Annotated in this window: 15 protein-coding genes; 9 read left to right on the plus strand and 6 right to left on the minus strand. The window is 49.6% G+C overall.

Annotated features, from left to right (window positions below):
* The first annotated feature begins 9 nt into the window (after positions 1–9).
* The 4 genes from F4Y39_19565 to F4Y39_19580 all read left to right on the plus strand — a co-directional run bounded on the left by F4Y39_19565 (position 10) and on the right by F4Y39_19580 (position 5,349).
* On the plus strand, positions 10–1,425 hold the full coding sequence (locus tag F4Y39_19565) for an alpha-L-fucosidase (GenBank protein ID MYC15929.1): 1,416 nt from the start codon (positions 10–12) through the stop codon (positions 1,423–1,425).
* A gap of 8 nt (positions 1,426–1,433) precedes the next feature.
* A complete protein-coding gene (locus F4Y39_19570; protein MYC15930.1) occupies positions 1,434–2,216 on the plus strand; it encodes a hypothetical protein in 783 nt (260 codons plus the stop codon).
* Positions 2,217–2,323: 107 nt separating this feature from the next.
* The gene (locus tag F4Y39_19575; GenBank protein ID MYC15931.1) at positions 2,324–3,775 is read left to right on the plus strand and encodes a sulfatase-like hydrolase/transferase; all 1,452 of its coding nucleotides are present in this window, start codon (positions 2,324–2,326) and stop codon (positions 3,773–3,775) included.
* A gap of 20 nt (positions 3,776–3,795) precedes the next feature.
* Complete coding sequence (locus tag F4Y39_19580) at positions 3,796–5,349, plus strand: glycoside hydrolase family 32 protein (protein MYC15932.1); 1,554 nt, start codon at positions 3,796–3,798, stop codon at positions 5,347–5,349.
* Positions 5,350–5,417: 68 nt separating this feature from the next.
* Here F4Y39_19580 and F4Y39_19585 read toward each other — a convergent pair whose 3' ends face one another.
* Entirely contained in the window at positions 5,418–6,584 is a 1,167-nt protein-coding gene (locus tag F4Y39_19585) for a hypothetical protein (GenBank protein ID MYC15933.1), read from the minus strand.
* Positions 6,585–6,892: 308 nt separating this feature from the next.
* Here F4Y39_19585 and F4Y39_19590 point away from each other — a divergent pair, with 308 nt between their 5' ends.
* From F4Y39_19590 to F4Y39_19610, 5 genes are read left to right on the plus strand one after another with little or no spacing between them, the layout of a single operon-like run.
* Complete coding sequence (locus F4Y39_19590; GenBank protein ID MYC15934.1) at positions 6,893–7,738, plus strand: phytanoyl-CoA dioxygenase family protein; 846 nt, start codon at positions 6,893–6,895, stop codon at positions 7,736–7,738.
* Between the two features lie 3 nt (positions 7,739–7,741).
* Positions 7,742–7,936, plus strand: a complete 195-nt coding sequence (locus tag F4Y39_19595; GenBank protein MYC15935.1) for an addiction module toxin, HicA family — start codon at positions 7,742–7,744, stop codon at positions 7,934–7,936.
* A complete protein-coding gene (locus F4Y39_19600; GenBank protein MYC15936.1) occupies positions 7,933–8,172 on the plus strand; it encodes a hypothetical protein in 240 nt (79 codons plus the stop codon). The genes F4Y39_19595 and F4Y39_19600 overlap by 4 nt, the downstream gene beginning before the upstream one ends.
* Before the next feature lie 41 nt (positions 8,173–8,213).
* Positions 8,214–9,107: a dienelactone hydrolase family protein gene (locus tag F4Y39_19605; GenBank protein MYC15937.1), complete on the plus strand. Its 894-nt coding sequence runs from the start codon at positions 8,214–8,216 to the stop codon at positions 9,105–9,107.
* 20 nt (positions 9,108–9,127) lie between these two features.
* The gene (locus F4Y39_19610; GenBank protein MYC15938.1) at positions 9,128–10,759 is read left to right on the plus strand and encodes a thiamine pyrophosphate-requiring protein; all 1,632 of its coding nucleotides are present in this window, start codon (positions 9,128–9,130) and stop codon (positions 10,757–10,759) included.
* A gap of 132 nt (positions 10,760–10,891) precedes the next feature.
* On the opposite strand, the gene F4Y39_19615 is transcribed toward F4Y39_19610, so the two are convergent.
* The 5 genes from F4Y39_19615 to F4Y39_19635 form a co-directional block, all read right to left on the minus strand.
* Positions 10,892–11,977 (minus strand): NAD-dependent epimerase, encoded by a 1,086-nt coding sequence (locus F4Y39_19615; protein MYC15939.1) that lies wholly within the window; start codon positions 11,975–11,977, stop codon positions 10,892–10,894.
* 33 nt (positions 11,978–12,010) lie between these two features.
* Positions 12,011–13,045 (minus strand): S41 family peptidase, encoded by a 1,035-nt coding sequence (locus F4Y39_19620; protein MYC15940.1) that lies wholly within the window; start codon positions 13,043–13,045, stop codon positions 12,011–12,013.
* Between the two features lie 12 nt (positions 13,046–13,057).
* On the minus strand, positions 13,058–13,831 hold the full coding sequence (locus F4Y39_19625; GenBank protein ID MYC15941.1) for a hypothetical protein: 774 nt from the start codon (positions 13,829–13,831) through the stop codon (positions 13,058–13,060).
* Positions 13,832–13,875: 44 nt separating this feature from the next.
* Complete coding sequence (locus F4Y39_19630; protein ID MYC15942.1) at positions 13,876–15,066, minus strand: glycosyltransferase family 4 protein; 1,191 nt, start codon at positions 15,064–15,066, stop codon at positions 13,876–13,878.
* An 81-nt stretch (positions 15,067–15,147) separates the two neighbouring features.
* Complete coding sequence (locus F4Y39_19635) at positions 15,148–15,945, minus strand: class I SAM-dependent methyltransferase (GenBank protein ID MYC15943.1); 798 nt, start codon at positions 15,943–15,945, stop codon at positions 15,148–15,150.
* Between the last annotated feature and the right edge of the window lie 195 nt (positions 15,946–16,140).

A 16,140-nucleotide genomic window follows, 5' to 3' on the forward strand; every position in this document is an offset into this window, starting at 1 on the left:
GGAGAAACCATGGCAATACAACTACCCGAAGGACCTTTTAAACCGAACTGGGACTCACTCTCAAATTATCGCGTCCCCGACTGGTACCAGAACGACAAATTTGGCATCTTCATCCACTGGGGCGTGTATGCGGTACCCGCTTATGGAAGCGAATGGTACCCCCGCAACATGTATCAACAAGGCACCAGAGAATTCGCGCATCACAAAGCGACCTATGGCGAACACAGCAAATTTGGATACAAAGACTTCATCCCCATGTTCAAAGCGGAAAAATACGACCCCGACCACTGGGCAGACTTATTCCGCAAAGCCGGTGCCCGCTTTGTCGTCCCCGTAGCCGAACATCACGATGGATTTGCCATGTACGACACCGACCTATCGGACTGGTGCGCGAGCAAAATGGGGCCCAAACGCGACCTCATTGGCGAACTCGCCGAAGCCGTACGCAAACAATGGCTGATATTTGGCCTATCGACACACCGCGCAGAACACTGGTGGTTCATGGATGGCGGGATGCAATTTGACTCCGACGTACAGGACGGACAATACGCGGGCTTATACGGACCCGCGCAGCCGAGAGACAGCCAGCCCAACGAAGAATTCTTAGACGACTGGCTCGCGCGCACCTGCGAACTGGTCGATAAATACCACCCGCAAATCGTGTGGTTTGACTGGTGGATACAAGAACCCGCTTTCGCGTCTTACGTACAGCGTTTTGCAGCCTATTATTACAACCGCGGAGCCGAATGGGATCGCGGTGTCGCGATCAATTACAAACACGATACCTTTCCCCCAGAGGTCGCAGTTTACGACATTGAGCGTGGACAATTAGACGACATCAACCCGCACTTCTGGCAAACCGACACCTGTGTGGCGAGAAAATCCTGGGGATATATCGAAGAAGAACGGGGATACAAAAGCGCCTCGCAACTAATCGGCGACCTCGTGGATATCGTAAGCAAAAACGGCGCGCTCTTGCTCAACGTGGGACCGCGCGCAGATGGCACAATCCCCGAAGAAGAAGAGGCCCTATTGCTCGCAATCGGCAAATGGCTCACCGTAAACGGCGAAGCGATCTACGACTCGCGCCCCTGGAAAGTATTTGGCGAAGGTCCCACAGAAGTCACAACAGGTTCATTCACCGACACAAAGCGACAGATGTTTGGCGAACGCGACATCCGCTTCACCACGCGAGGGGATATCCTCTACGCAACCGTATTGGCAATACCTGAAAAAGATGAAGTGACGATCCAATCGCTCGGCTCCTCCCTGCGTCTGCTAACCAAACAAATCGACAAAGTCGAACTGTTGGGAGCAGGAACGTTAAAATGGTCGCAAACAATGCGCGGACTAAAAGTCCAACTCCCCGCAGAAAAACCATGCGACCACGCGCTCGTCTTAAAAATCACGCCAGTGTCTGATTGAGGCATCCAATGACATCCGATCACATACACTGGTCATTTCAGTACGATGGCAGAAGTCAGACTCCGCATTTTGGCAAGCAATTGATCGAAATACTAAATAGAGACACTACGCCAGCATCTCAAAAAAAATACACCGTCCTCCCGAACTACTGGAAAGGATACAAAGGGCGTGGCGGTGGAGAACCCATGCGCGACCTGACAATTGGCGAAGTAGTAATCAACCGGAAGCGCGAACCATCGAAAAACTGGCATTACGACATCCAATTTCTCAACACCACAAGCGGCGAAAATCTGCACCTCGACTTCTATTGTGCGGACGACGACCTCTGCACCCTGCGAGACACCTGGCGCGTAATAGCGACCAATGGTGCAGGAGATAAATATCGCCAATTCACCTGTGAAGGACGCATCACATCACAGGGAATCACACTCGTCGTCAACAACACAACCCTACCCATCGGTCATCTCGAAAACACCCACCCCATCACCTGCAACTGGACGCTATTCGACGTCATCCCAAAACTCGCACACCAGTTAAAATCTTCCGGCGAAAAAATCTCCCTCACAATCCTGGAAGACCTCGAAAAAGTCCGCACACCCGCACACATCGGCTACATGGAAGACTGCACTCTACCACTCGGCGACAGAACCCTGAAACTCTCCGGCTTCTTCGTCTATGGCACGGGCATGCTACCCTCGTACTGGTGGATGGATCAACAAAGACAGGTCATCATCGCATCAACCACATTCCAAACCTTTGTGTTAGAAGGCCAGGTACATGACCAACAATAGAACGGATAGAGAGACTACGTATATAGGTAGATGAACTACTACAATCTGTCTAAGCACGATGTATTCGTTGATTCGTCTATTCGTTGATTCGCTTCAGGAGACGCGGCATGAGCGACCGACCCAATATCCTGTTCATCAACACCGACCAGCACACCTGGGATGTCATATCTGCATACGGCAACACACATGTAAAAACGCCACACATCGACCGCCTGCACAACAACGGCATCTCATTTATGCGGTCTTATAGCAGCGACCCCGTCTGTGCCCCTGCGCGAGCGAGTTGGATGACCGGGCGATACACCTCAGAAGCCGGCACCCCATTCAACGGCGGCCATCTGCACGAAGACATACCCGACCTCGGCCAGATATTACAACAAAGCGACCACCGCGCAATCCACTGCGGCAAATGGCACGTAGATGGCCGAAACGTATATGATAGCTTCGACGTCCTCTATTACGGCCAACAGCGAATCGGGGCAGGCGGCGGCGAATACTACGACGCGGCAATGACCCATGCCGTCGTAGATTTTTTAACCACTTGTGACAAAACCGACCCATTTTATCTGCAAGTCTGGTACGTCAACCCCCACGACATCTGCGAATACGGCCACAACTTTGAAACAAAAGAAATGCCCGACGCCATAACCCGGGGCATGCTCACCGAAAAGGACTTACCCCCTCTCCCTGACAATTTCAATTACGACACGCGCGAAACCGTCTTACACCGCGTATGCAGGCGCATAGACGAATGCCTGATACACTGGCCCATCTTGCGCGCCATGAAAACATGGGGCGAACTTCAATGGCGAACATTTATATGGCATCACCACCGCTTTGTAGAAAAAGTAGATAGCGAAATCGGCCTGATTTTAACCGCACTTGAGCAAAGCGGCCTCGCGGACAACACTGTAATCATCTTCAGCGTAGATCACGGCGAAGCCTTTGGACAACACCAGATGTTCCAGAAATTCTCCCTCTACGAAGCCAGCATTCGCGTACCCTTTATCGTCTCATCCCTCGGACACAATTTGAACATCCCCAAAGGCGCATTTGATCACAAACACTTTGTCTCCGGCGTCGATCTCCTACCCACCGTATGCGACTATGCCGGAATCGACCCACCCGAGCATGCGCGTGGAATGAGCGTGCGCCCCCTCGTCGAAGGCCGGGACATGCCCTGGCGCGACTTTGGCTTTGTCGAAAGCAACTACTGGGGACGCGCCCTGCTTTTCGATCGATATAAATACGTCTGTGAGTATATTCCCTACGGAGATGAAAAAGACCTGCTCCCACCCGGACCCGACCCCGAACGCATCGGCCTCGAACAAATTTTTGACCTCAGGAACGATCCGGGAGAAACGCAAAATCTCGCCCATGACCAAAACAAACGCGCATTATTGATGCAATGCCGCCAGGCACTACTGAAATTTGAAGCGGGATTGGAACGGCGGCAAATCTCACACGAGCGACCCACCCGTCAAATCGGCAACTGGGGACAGCGGATTCGGGCGCACTGGGACGCACATCCCGAATTGGAAGCCATGAGAATTCCCTAAAACAGAAAGGACAAAGCACCATGAGCGACACACCAGATTACACATCACTCGTACCGCACCACACATTTCCAAACACACTCGAAGAACAGCGCGAAGCCCTCGCTACAAATCCGCTATTACAGCGGATGAACGAAGCGCGAAAAAATTATGAAGGCGACCCCCACAGACCCATCTACCACTACGTAAACCCAGAACACACACTCAACGACCCCAATGGGATTTGCTTCTGGCAGGGGCGATGGCATCTGTTTTACCAGGCATATCCCCCCGAAGACCCACGTCAGCACTGGGGGCACGCCATCAGCGACGACTTAATCCACTGGGAAGACCTGCCCTATGCGATCTATCCCAACCCCGAACGCTGCTGTTTTTCCGGCTCAACATTTGTAGAAGACGACCGCGTCATCGCCATGTATCACGGCACCATGGTTGGCAACATGGTCGCCGTATCCAGCGACCCCCTGCTCTTGAACTGGGAAAAAGTAACCGGACAGGCCGTAATCCCCATGAAAAACCCCGATGGCTCCACACCGCCCTATCGGGTATTTGATCCGTGCATCTGGAAAAAAGGCGATTTTTACTACTCCCTCTCGGGCGGCACCCTGCCCGGACCGGGCGGCAAACCCAAGCGCGCAAACTTCCTGCTCCGCTCACCCGACCTGGCGAACTGGACGTATTTGCATCCATTTGTCGAAGACGACCTCTTCACAATCGTTGGCGACGACGGCGCCTGCCCCTATTTCTGGCCCATTGGAGATCGCCATATCTTGCTCTTTTACAGCCACATAAGCGGAGGGCAATATCTGCTGGGCGACTACGACAAAGAACGCGACAAATTTGTAGTAACAGCGCACGACAAATGCAATTTCGGACCCTCTGCTCCCTGTGGCGTACACGCGCCTTCGGCAACCCCGGATGGAAATGGCAATATCATCGTCATATTCAACATGAACCCGGGCAAGCCAACAGAAAACTGGAACCAGATCATGACCTTGCCCCGCAAAATGACCCTCATCGGAGAAGAAGATATACGCATAGAACCAGCGGGCGACATAGAATCCCTGCGCCGCGATCACCAGCACGTAGGACGCATGACACTCGCTGCCAATAGCGAGATCGTACTCGACAACATACAGGGCAATGCAATGGAGATCGTCGCTGAAATCGATACCAAAAACGCGTCCATGGTCGAAATGGACGTATTGCGGTCACCCAACAAAGAAGAAGTCACGCGCATCATGTTCTTCAAAGATCGCGGGCTAAGAAATCGAGCCCTCAACACACAGAAAAGCTTGATCACAATCGACTCATCGTGCTCCTCCATCCTACCCGACGTGCGCACCCGCGCGCCAGAAACCGGTTCGGTCCATATCGAACCGGACGAAACCTTAAAATTGCGCGTATTTGTCGATAAAAGCGTCGTAGAAGTATTTGTAAACGGCAAACAATGCGTGGCATTACGCGTCTATCCCGGACGCGAAGACAGCACTGGCGTCTCCCTGCGTTCACAGGGACAGGACAGCGAACTCCTATCACTCGACGCCTATCAGATGGAGAATATCTACACATCATAGACATCCCACCCACAAAAAAGCCCCCGACGCCATAACCGCACCGGGGGCTTCTTGCTATCGCACAATCTTCACGACACAGTCTGGAAACGCTCCCACGCCTCGCCAGCCGCTGCCGCTTGCCGCTCCAGTTCACCGCGCCAACCGATCACCTCGCCAGCTTTGACGCGCTTGATATCAAATCCCGGATACCGGTCCTCGAGCGTATCCCCGAGCTTCGTTCTCTCGGCCCAGCGATCCCAAGCCGTCTTCATCCACTCGTGTGGCAGTGCTTCTCGCACAGCGGGATCGAGTTGCCATGCATGCCGCACATCGCTCACAGAAGGCTCCTCTTCAGATGGTCCCGACCACTTCGACCAACCAATTGACAACGTATTGCGCTCGCGACCGGGAACCGTGTGCCCCGTATGGATCGTCGCCCCATTTCGGATAAGTGCTTCCCCAGCCTTGAGCCGGATCGCCACCTGTCCCGGCAATGGATCTTCGCCATTCCAACTCGGCGTATGCGGTACCCCCTGCTCCTTCACCGCCTTCGGCAAAAGCACATCGTGCTCAAAAGGCGTACGCCACCGATTGTGGCTCCCCGGTATGAGTTCGTGACACTCATCGTCCGCCAATGCCAAAAACATACTCACCCCATTCCGCTCCTTAAGAGACTTCGCATTATTTGCGCGGATCTCTTCCCATCGCTTTTTCTCAACTTCCTCGGAATACGCCTCTGGATCACTACCCCGCTCATCCCGCTGTGCAAAATAGCGCTCCCCCGTGCCCCACCACGTCACATCCCGGTGCCAACTCAGCTTATTCTCTTTCTGCCGCGGATTGCACCACAGCAACAAACCACCCAGCACCACATCTTCTGGCTCCAGCCCGCCACACCACGAATGAACAAAACTCAGAAAATCTGGCGAACCGTGGAACTCGGCAAAACACGGCTCCCCAAAAGCCGGATGGATAAGCCCCCGAATCGCCCACGGCTCATCATTACCCGTGCGGTGTACATAGCCCTTCGAACAATCGATCTCGTCGTACCCATTCTCTGGCGCGCACGCCTCGGTAACGCGGCGACCCGCCTCTCGGAGGACGGGAATCCATGGATTATCGACAAAATCGTTAATAATGACAAAACCGTGCTCCTCCAGATGCGCCAATCGCTCTGGCGTAGCCCCGGGCGCCGAAAGCTCAGGCTTGAAATCGGCAAAAGCCGCAGCGCGATAAACTGATTGAGAACTGGACATCTTCATTCCTTTCGCCCCGTGCCATATTATCTCAGCACTGAGGTCATCGTAAGGGTGATAAATCTGCCTTCCTCCGCTCCCCGTGAAATTATGGCATGAAACAAAAAAATTATCAAGCGTTTTGCTATATCGTCTAACACGCTGATGTTACGCATAAGCACAATATAATGAGCCTGTCATTTTGAGAGGAGCGCAGCGGAGTCGAAAAATCTTCTACCAACGCAGGTGGAATAGATGCTTCGGCTCCGTTCCACTTCGCTCAGCATGACAAAACCACAGACCTGCGTAACATCAGTAACACAGTAAAAATGTTGCTTTTTTTGGAAACTGGTATAATTTTGGACGAGATAAAATTGAAACGCGAACCTGAGGAGAACGCAATGGAACTAACCGAAAGCCAAAAGCGCTTCTTTTACGAAGAAGGCTATCTCAAAGTCTCGGGTGCCGTACCCCGCGTGATGGTAGATGCCGCGCGGCAGGCCATCAATGCCGAAATAGGCAAAGGAAATACCAACCCATTTCCCGAAATCAACGCCACGCCAGTCATTACGGACCTGTTCAACGAAACACCCGTATTTTCTCTCCTCGAATCCGCATTGGGAGAAGGCAATTTGCAGCGCAGTCAGGTAGGAAGTATCAAACTCAATTTCCCGCTCCCACCGGGCAGCCTTCCAAAAGATACTTTAACGGAAAAAATTGGATGGGGCAGAAGTGGCGGTCATCTGGACGGCATTAAAGCCGTAGGTGAGCGGCTGCGCGGATTGCGCGAAGACGGAACTTATAACCGGAATTTTACATCTTTCGCGGTCGTATATCTCGACGATGTCCCCGTTCCCAATGGCGGCAACTTTACCGTATGGCCCAAATCGCATCACTTCTTCGAAAACTACTTCAAAGAACACGGACATCAGATCCTGGATGACCACATGCCCCATGTCGAACTACCCGAAGGCCCAGTATTTGTAACTGGCGAAGCGGGAGACGTAATCTTTGCCCATCACGCCATGGTACACACCGGCTGCCCCAACACCTCGCCAGACATTCGATACGCCGTAATCTTCAGGACCAAACACACCCAGATCGATGAAATTGGAGTAGATGCCTTCACCGATATATGGCGCGAATGGGATGGTGTACGCGAGACCGTTGGATAAACTATGCCACGAAAGATAAGAGCGTTAATCAGTGATTTGGAAAGGGCAGGATTCATCAATCGAGGTGGAAAAGGTAGTCATAGAAATTATGAACATCCGAAAGGTATGCGCGTTACAATTTCTGGAAAACTCGGTGATGACGCTAAACCTTACCAGGAAAAAGAAGTCAAAAGGAACATAGGGGAATCTCAACGATGACCGACAGTGCTCAGTACATCAAAATTGTCGAATGGTCGGACGAAGACCAATGTTTCATTGGTTATTGTCCGGGCATTATTGGTCCGTGTTGTCATGGCGATAATGAAGTCGAAGTTTACCGGGCGTTATGCCAAATTGTTGATGAGTGGTTAGAAATCGCCCATCGAGAAAACAGGGTCTTACCGCCTCCAACAATAGGTAAGAACGTCGCCGAATTATTAATCCCTGCAACCTGAAAAGCCGTTTGCATTGTATAATCACAGAAAGGAAATCCATTATGAAACGCCAACGAGCAACTGACTTTGATCAAGAACTTCTCGACCTCTACGACGAATATGTCCACGGACAAACAGACCGGCGAGGCTTCTTAAACCGCGCTGCAAAATTCGCAGTCGGCGGCGTAACCGCTGCCGCTCTGTTAGACAGTCTAAAGCCCAATTACGCGCTTGCACAGCAAATCGCCACAGACGACGAACGCATCACCGCCGAATACATAGAATACCCGTCACCAGAAGGACACGAAAAAACGCGCGGATACCTCGTCGCCCCAGCACAGGCAGAAGGCAAAGTACCCGGCGTCGTCGTCATCCACGAAAACCGCGGACTAAATCCCTACGTAGAAGACGTTGCCCGGCGCGTGGCAACGGCAGGCTTTCTCGCTCTTGCCCCCGACGCACTCGCTCCCCTCGGCGGATATCCCGGCACAGATGACGAAGGCCGACTCATGCAGCGCGAAATAGACCGCAACAAAATGACAGAAGACTTTATCGCCTCTGCGCGTTATTTACACACACACGAAAAATGCACCGGCAAAGTCGGCGTCGTAGGCTTCTGCTTTGGCGGCGGCATGTCAAACACCCTTGCCGTGCGCATCCCCGACATCATCTCCGCCGCAGTCCCCTTTTACGGCCGCCAACCCGCTGTCGAAGATGTGCCAAAAATAAAAGGCGCCTTGCTCATCCACTATGCCGAACTGGACAGACGTATCAACCGGGGCTGGCCCGCTTATGAAGCCGCGCTCAAAGAAGCAGACGTAACTTACACGGCCCATATATACGAAAACGCCAACCACGGATTTCACAACGACACAACCCCGCGCTATGACGAAACCGCGGCAAAGCTCGCCTGGCAACGCACAATTGACTTTTTCAATGAAACATTAAAAGAATAGCTTTTCCCCAAGGAACTTTCATGAACGGCATTGAATACATCGCTCGCATTTTGAAACAAGAAGGCGTCGAATGGATCTCCTGCTATCCCAGCAATCCGTTAATTGAAGCAGCAGCCAAAGAAAGCATTCGCCCAATCGCATTTCGTCACGAACGCGGAGCAGTAATGGCCGCAGACGGCTTTAGCCGCACCAGCAACCGACAGCGATTCGGCGTCGTGGCAATACAAGCACAGGCTGGTGCAGAAAACGCAATGGGTGGCATTGCCCAGGCTTATGCCGACAACGTCCCAATACTGGTCCTCCCCGGCGGCGTAAGACTCAATCAAATCGCAGTCCGTCCCAATTTTTCCGCAACCCACACCTATCGCGGATGGGTCAAACGCGTCGAGGCGATCTATCGACCAGAAGATATCGGCACCGTAATGCGGCGCGCATTCCACGCACTTCGCAATGGCATTTCTGGTCCAGTCGTAGTCGAAATGACCTCCGACGTCTGCGCAGAGGAAGTACCCGCCGACGCGCAAAATTATCACTCGCCAAAACGCACGCAACAGGTACCCTCGTCCGGCGACATCAAAGATGCCGTCACAGCACTACTCGCCGCAAAAAACCCCGTAATCTGGGCGGGACACGGGGTCGTATTTGCCGGTGCAACAGATGAAATAGAAGAACTGGCCGATCTGACCGCCACACCCGTATTCTGCACCATGCCCGGCAAATCGGCCTTTGACGAACGCCATCCACTCGCCCTCGGCGCTGGCAGCGGCGCAACCACAGGACCTGTACACCACTGGCTTAAAAATTGCGACGTACTGCTCGCGCTCGGATCCAGTCTAACCCGCACGCCTTATGCCCAATCCGTCCCCCCCGCCAAAGTACTCATCCAAAACACCGATAACCCAGATGACATCAACAAAGACGAAGCCGTAGATATCGGACTAATCGGCGACGTCAAACTCACCCTGCAAGCGATCATAGACGAAGTAAAAGCACAAATTGGCGAACCCAGAAATTCTGATCAGATCGCCGCTGAAATCGCACATGCCAAAAAACAATGGCTCGACACCTGGACGCCCCTGCTGACCTCAAATGAAGAACCCCTCAACCCCTATCGCGTCATCAACGAAATCAACACCACACTCGACCGCGAAAACAGCATTGTCACACACGACGCCGGCGCGCCCCGCGACTCAATCGTGCCATTTTACACCGCAACCACACCCCACAGCTACATCGGCTGGGGCAAAACAACCCACCTCGGTTTCGGCATCCCACTGATGATCGGCGCCAAACTCGCCCACCCCGACAAATTCTGTCTCAACATGATGGGCGATGGCGCCTTCGGCATGTCCGGCCTGGACATTGAAACATCTGCCCGCGCAGGCATTCCCATCACAACCGTCCTTCTAAACAACGGGGGCATGGCGACTTATCCCGGCGGATTTCCCGTAGCCCGCGAACGCTACGGCGTTTCCAATATGCAGGGCAACTACGCCCAGATCGCCGAAGGCATGGGTGCTGTGGGCATCACCGTCAAAAAAGTGGGCGAAATGCGCCCCGCACTACAAGAAGCACAGCGATTAAACGCCGATGGCAAAACCGTATTGATCGATGTGCATACCAGTATGGAGAGCAAACAATCGCGGTTTTGATCCCTGTCGAAAACATTAGCAGTATAAACTAAAAAACCACGCCCAAAGGACGTGGTTTTTTAGTTAGCAGAAGATGCAATTTTAGAGATTAGGAATCGTGCCCAAGCAACAGCGCATTTAGGCATCTCAAGCCTAATACTTATGAAAAGGTACGGGTTGCTTTGAATGGCTCCTATCTGAACCTTTGGAAACGCGCTTCACATTATGATACTCCCTGTACCACGCGACGAAATTTGCAAGTCCTGTTTCTATGGGCGTTGTGGGATTGTAGCCCACATCTCGCATCAGGTCCGATACATCTGCTGCATTATCCGGGAAGTCCCCAGGCCGTATGGGCAAGTCTTCTCGGATCGCTTTTTTGCCCAGCAATTCCTCCAGTAGGGAAAGGAAATATTCCAATTCTATGACATTCGGATTGCCAATATTGTAAATCCGATAAGGGCTGGAACTCGATCCCGGATCGGGACATTGTCCCGTCCATTCGGGGGCTGGCGCTGCGGGATTTGACAAGACGCGAGTGACGCCTTCGACAATGTCGCCGACATATGTAAAACTACGGCGCATTTTTCCATGATTATAGACTTTTATCGGTCGATTTTCCAGGATGGCTCTGGTCCACAGATAGGCGACCCCATCCGGACGACCCCAGGGTCCATACACAGTGAAAAAGCGCAATCCAGTTGTCGGAATGCCGTATAAATGGCTATACGCATGCGCCATCAGTTCATCTGCTTTTTTGGTCGCGGCATACAGGCTGAGGGGATGATCGACGTTTTGATGGATGTTGCAAGGGGTGGATGTGTTCAAGCCATAAACAGAACTGGAGGATGCATAGACCAGATGTTCGATACCGCTGTGGCGGCAGCCTTCCAGAATGTTGAGGAAGCCCACGACATTGCTTTTGACAAAAGCCTGGGGATTTTTCAGGCTGTAAGGCATACCCGCCTGCCCCGCGAGGTTGATGACATGAGAAAAGTTCTCTGCGCGGAAGAGGTTTGCTATTCCCGCTTCGTCCTCGAGATGCATGTGAACAAATTTGAATCCGTTTTCTCGCTTCAGGATGGATAGGCGGTCTTCTTTGAGTTGGGTGTTGTAATAGTCGTTCACATTGTCCAATCCGACTACCGAATGACCCATTTCGAGCAGTCGTCTGGAGAGATGAAATCCAATGAATCCCGCAGCACCTGTTACGAGTACGTGTCGCGCAACATCAGGCATGTTACAAATCTTCTCCTTATCCCCTCATAAAAACTATTCGAGCAATTGTATTGCCATCTCGATAACCGGGTCTTTTTCCATAGCTATGTCGTCGGGCGAGATCGCAACGTGAATATCCGGGGGAATACCAACTCCTTCATACAGAACATGATCAGCCGAAAATGTCTTTTCTATAGAAATTATGTATGTCCAACCATTGGGAAGTGTTCGATAGAGAGGATGCGACAGGCCTCCCAATGTAAAATCTCCGACTACTCGAACATAAGGAAATTGCTTCATCGCCAATACGAAATATTCCGCACCACTTATTGTCCCTCTATCCGTGAGTACAATAATGGGTTTATTGAATTGCTTGTTCCCTACAGGCTCGACATATCTTTCGTGAATAGGAGCAAAATCTGAATGTCGGGGACCATTGCGTCTTTGAGAAAGAGCGTACAATCGCTCCTGGTCTGCAAAGCGTCCCGCGATTGCTTCAACGTTAAAAACGTGTCCTCCACTATTATTTCTTATATCGACAATGAAACCCCTGTGATCAACAAACTCGTTCACAATGGGATCTATCGCTTCTACCCAGGCCTGGTATGTGTCACTACCAAAAGTCTCGATATGTACATAGCCTATGGTATCAGAAATTTGGCCAGAAGTAAAAACACCATTCCCTGTGGTTTGATAATCAGAGCGCAAGTATTTGCGTTTCACAAGAGATAGATTGAGAGTTCCTGCGGGTTTTCCGTTTGGATAGTTTGCATAGCTTGAGTTGAATCGTTCAAACGGTGTGATTAGCTGAACATGAACATCGTTTAAGTGCGTCAGCATAGCAGAAAGAATGTCAAACAACTCGCGATCATTCGTCTGATCGGTGACTTGCGGCGCGTAGATGTCATACAGGGCATTCCAATCGACGTTTTTAGCCTCAAACAGGGCATAATAGCGGTCAAATTCATCCCATAAAATTTGAAAATTGTTCTGCGGTGTGTTGGCAGGATCAGAACCGACCAGGGTTTCGCCACAAGAGAGCAATACGGGTAAGAAGGTAAGGAAAACAATTCGAGTCAAAAAATGCAATGCCTATTCCTCTCAGAATTGGAACGAGATACCCCCACTCAGGCCGTGGAAGACTGAAATTGTTTTTTGAGGTTGAGAATACCGCTGGTAGAGAAACCAATATGTCAGGCGTAATTTGAAATAAGCAGAAAGGGGACGTTCATAAAGTGAGGAAAACTGAAAGCGTTGATAGTTATTTAGACTAGTCAACTGATGAATCGTGTTGCCTACAACATAACCATTTCGCTCTAAATAACTTAAAACAGGAGCAGATGATAAAAAAATAACCCTTTGTTTTTTAAGAAATGATAACTCGCACAAAAGATTGATATTCAGGGTCGAAGCTGCTATACCTTTTGATTGACGCAAAAGAGAGGGAAAAAAAGAATATCTTCTTACAGAAGCTATATTATCCCAACTTCCCCCCACCCAAAAGGTCATGTTGGTATTGGTCCTTCCTGACATCAGATGTGCATACCCGTATTGTAATTGCCCATAATAATGGTCAGCGAAATTTCTGAGCGAAGATGTTTTTAACTCACCTGTAATTATACGTATTTGCACCCAATGCCAATTCTTTTTTCCCTTATAAGTGTACGAAAATGCGATTGTTTTGTCGTAGCCTTTATATAACAGTGGCGATGCCAGATCATCTCTGTTTGTGTAATTTGCCAGTCCGGCGTCAATACTGATTCGGTGTTTTTTTTTCGCAAATACATCCTTTGAATGCAGGGTTTGTGCCGTAGTCGTTATATACGGGACCAAAACGGTTATGATGAAAGGGATAAATACTTTTATGAAACGCATCAGCATATCTTCCAGTTGGGGGTTATGCGATAAGGCCAGAAAGCTTATTTGTTCAGCACAAGATGATAGATTTCAAGCCAATTTTTCGTTTCTTGAGTTGGGGAAAATCGGTTTTCTACTTTATGTTTTGCGGCCTTGCCAAGCCTCTCTCTGAGTTCCTTGTCCTGAATTAAGCATTGTAACTTTTGCGATAACATATCGGCGTCATCTGCGGGAACGAGAAGGCCATCCCTATTATCTTCAACTATATCGACAATACCACCTACGCGAGAGGCCACGATGGGTAGTTCACAGGCCATCGCTTCTATGAGCGCATTGGGCGAACCTTCATGCAGCGAAGAGAATGCAAAAATATCCATCTCGTTCATCCACGCCATCACTTCTGGATGTGGAATATAACCCGTAAAAACTACTTGCCGTTTGATCCCCATATCACTGATTTGCTGCAACATATCTCTTTTGTAGGCTTGTCTTGCAAGCCGACCAACAACGAGCAAGCGAGTATCGGGATAAACTTCAACAATTTTCCCAAATGCCTTTAAGAGAACGTGAAATCCTTTTATAGGCCGAAAAAATCCAGCAGTTCCGATGACGATTCTTCCCTCTGATTTCATTCGTAAAAAGGTTTCGATCAGTACTTGTAGTTTATGATTATGCTCTCCTCTGATTTTTGAAAGTGTGCGTGCATCAAATATTGATGCATCAAAAACATTGGGAATGAACTTCCCTTCTTTGATCCTGACCATTCGACGTATTTTTTTTAAGAGTTCAGATGACACTGACGTTACATAAGCTGCTTGTTCTAATACCCATCTTAGATTTGCCAAGTGTTGGATGCTATATCGCAAAACTTCCCAGTCGCTACCTCGAACACTGACGATAAGAGGTCGCTTGACTTCTGCGGCAACGATTGCACCCAAGAAACCAGGAGGAAAAAGAAAAGCTGCGTGTATTAAGTCAAAATTCTGTTTTTTGTGAAGTTGTATAATATAATTGCCAAGCACCTGTAAACCATGCGGATCAGCATAATGATCTGACAATATTGAAAATGTTCGATGTACTATCACGCCATCTTCTGTGACAGGTGATATTTTATCTCTTAATTGATGAGGCCCCGGTGCGATAATATGGATATTAACACCCTGTTTTGCCAGATTTCTGGCGATTCGATAAATTGCACTTCCCACTCCTCCAGGATACGGCGGATATTGAAAGGTGATGAGACAGATCTTCATACTTATCCTCTAATTGATGAATTATTCATCTATAAAGCGTAGATATTTAGGTTTTATCCAAAAAGAATTTCATCGCGAATGTCAGGAATCAGGTTTCCGCGCTGTAATTTCCTCGCACAAAAGAGACAAGTATTTGCTTGGATAGTAATGATGTTTGCCAAATTCAGTCAAGACAGATCGGCCGTTTTTGTAGGTAGTCATATATTGAGCAAATCGCCTGGTAGTGATACCAGCCAACTTGCAAGAATGAATTTTCTCGAAACCAGCATTAGAAATCGCGCTTATATTCTCCTCAAGGGTAGGTGTTTGCTGTGCATAGATTCTATTAAATTCTGCCATCTCATATTTTTCTTCAGACGAGACATCCTCTTTACTCGCGAAATATACATCCTTGATATATAACTTCCCTCCAGAACGCAGCACTCGAAACACTTCCTCAAAAAGGCGTTGGCGATCATAAGCATAGCCTGTAGATTCAAAAAAAAATACAACATCATAGGATGAATCGGAAAATGGAAGAAAATGATAATCGCTTCTATAGATATGTATTCGCGAGGATAGCCTTGCCCGATGAATCAAATTTTTAGCTATTTTTGCCTGAACTTCGGAAAGTGTAATTGCATCAATTCGAACATCCTGAGTGTGCAAAGCAATGTCAATGCTCGGTCCGCAGACGCCACAACCGCAGTCTAAAATTCGGTGACCTGGCTGAATTCCAGCACGGGCGGCCAAGTACAGATTAGTCGCTCTGGCCGTATTTTTTCGTGAGTGTGACAACTGACAGGCTTGCAGAGATGTACCCGTAAATTTCAAATAAACTTCAGTTGTTGTGTCATAATAATCACATACTTTCTCAATGTATTCTTGACGCTCTTCCATGACGTATCACCCTTTTTTTTATTCTCTTCCCCAAGCGATATGTAGCAAAACTTAACATTAAAATGATTAGTGAAAAGAAAAAAAAACCTGACAAGACATTTGCAATATTTCTCCAATCGCCCACTGCAACACTACTAATGACCTCAATAAAAGTCTTATATACAAGGGCAGGATAGTCTATGAACAATACAGGAA

It is taken from the genome of Gemmatimonadota bacterium, from assembly GCA_009838845.1.
Lineage (GTDB): Bacteria > Latescibacterota > UBA2968 > UBA2968 > UBA2968 > VXRD01.

What these genes read in the sequence shown, in the direction of transcription:
- F4Y39_19565 (MYC15929.1), top strand. Translation starts at nt 10, where the DNA reads ATGGCAATACAACTACCCGAAGGACCTTTTAAACCGAACTGGGACTCA.
- F4Y39_19570 (MYC15930.1), top strand. Translation starts at nt 1,434, where the DNA reads ATGACATCCGATCACATACACTGGTCATTTCAGTACGATGGCAGAAGT.
- F4Y39_19575 (MYC15931.1), top strand. Translation starts at nt 2,324, where the DNA reads ATGAGCGACCGACCCAATATCCTGTTCATCAACACCGACCAGCACACC.
- F4Y39_19580 (MYC15932.1), top strand. Translation starts at nt 3,796, where the DNA reads ATGAGCGACACACCAGATTACACATCACTCGTACCGCACCACACATTT.
- F4Y39_19585 (MYC15933.1), bottom strand. Translation starts at nt 6,584, where the DNA reads ATGTCCAGTTCTCAATCAGTTTATCGCGCTGCGGCTTTTGCCGATTTC.
- F4Y39_19590 (MYC15934.1), top strand. Translation starts at nt 6,893, where the DNA reads ATGTTGCTTTTTTTGGAAACTGGTATAATTTTGGACGAGATAAAATTG.
- F4Y39_19595 (MYC15935.1), top strand. Translation starts at nt 7,742, where the DNA reads ATGCCACGAAAGATAAGAGCGTTAATCAGTGATTTGGAAAGGGCAGGA.
- F4Y39_19600 (MYC15936.1), top strand. Translation starts at nt 7,933, where the DNA reads ATGACCGACAGTGCTCAGTACATCAAAATTGTCGAATGGTCGGACGAA.
- F4Y39_19605 (MYC15937.1), top strand. Translation starts at nt 8,214, where the DNA reads ATGAAACGCCAACGAGCAACTGACTTTGATCAAGAACTTCTCGACCTC.
- F4Y39_19610 (MYC15938.1), top strand. Translation starts at nt 9,128, where the DNA reads ATGAACGGCATTGAATACATCGCTCGCATTTTGAAACAAGAAGGCGTC.
- F4Y39_19615 (MYC15939.1), bottom strand. Translation starts at nt 11,977, where the DNA reads ATGCCTGATGTTGCGCGACACGTACTCGTAACAGGTGCTGCGGGATTC.
- F4Y39_19625 (MYC15941.1), bottom strand. Translation starts at nt 13,831, where the DNA reads ATGCGTTTCATAAAAGTATTTATCCCTTTCATCATAACCGTTTTGGTC.
- F4Y39_19630 (MYC15942.1), bottom strand. Translation starts at nt 15,066, where the DNA reads ATGAAGATCTGTCTCATCACCTTTCAATATCCGCCGTATCCTGGAGGA.
- F4Y39_19635 (MYC15943.1), bottom strand. Translation starts at nt 15,945, where the DNA reads ATGGAAGAGCGTCAAGAATACATTGAGAAAGTATGTGATTATTATGAC.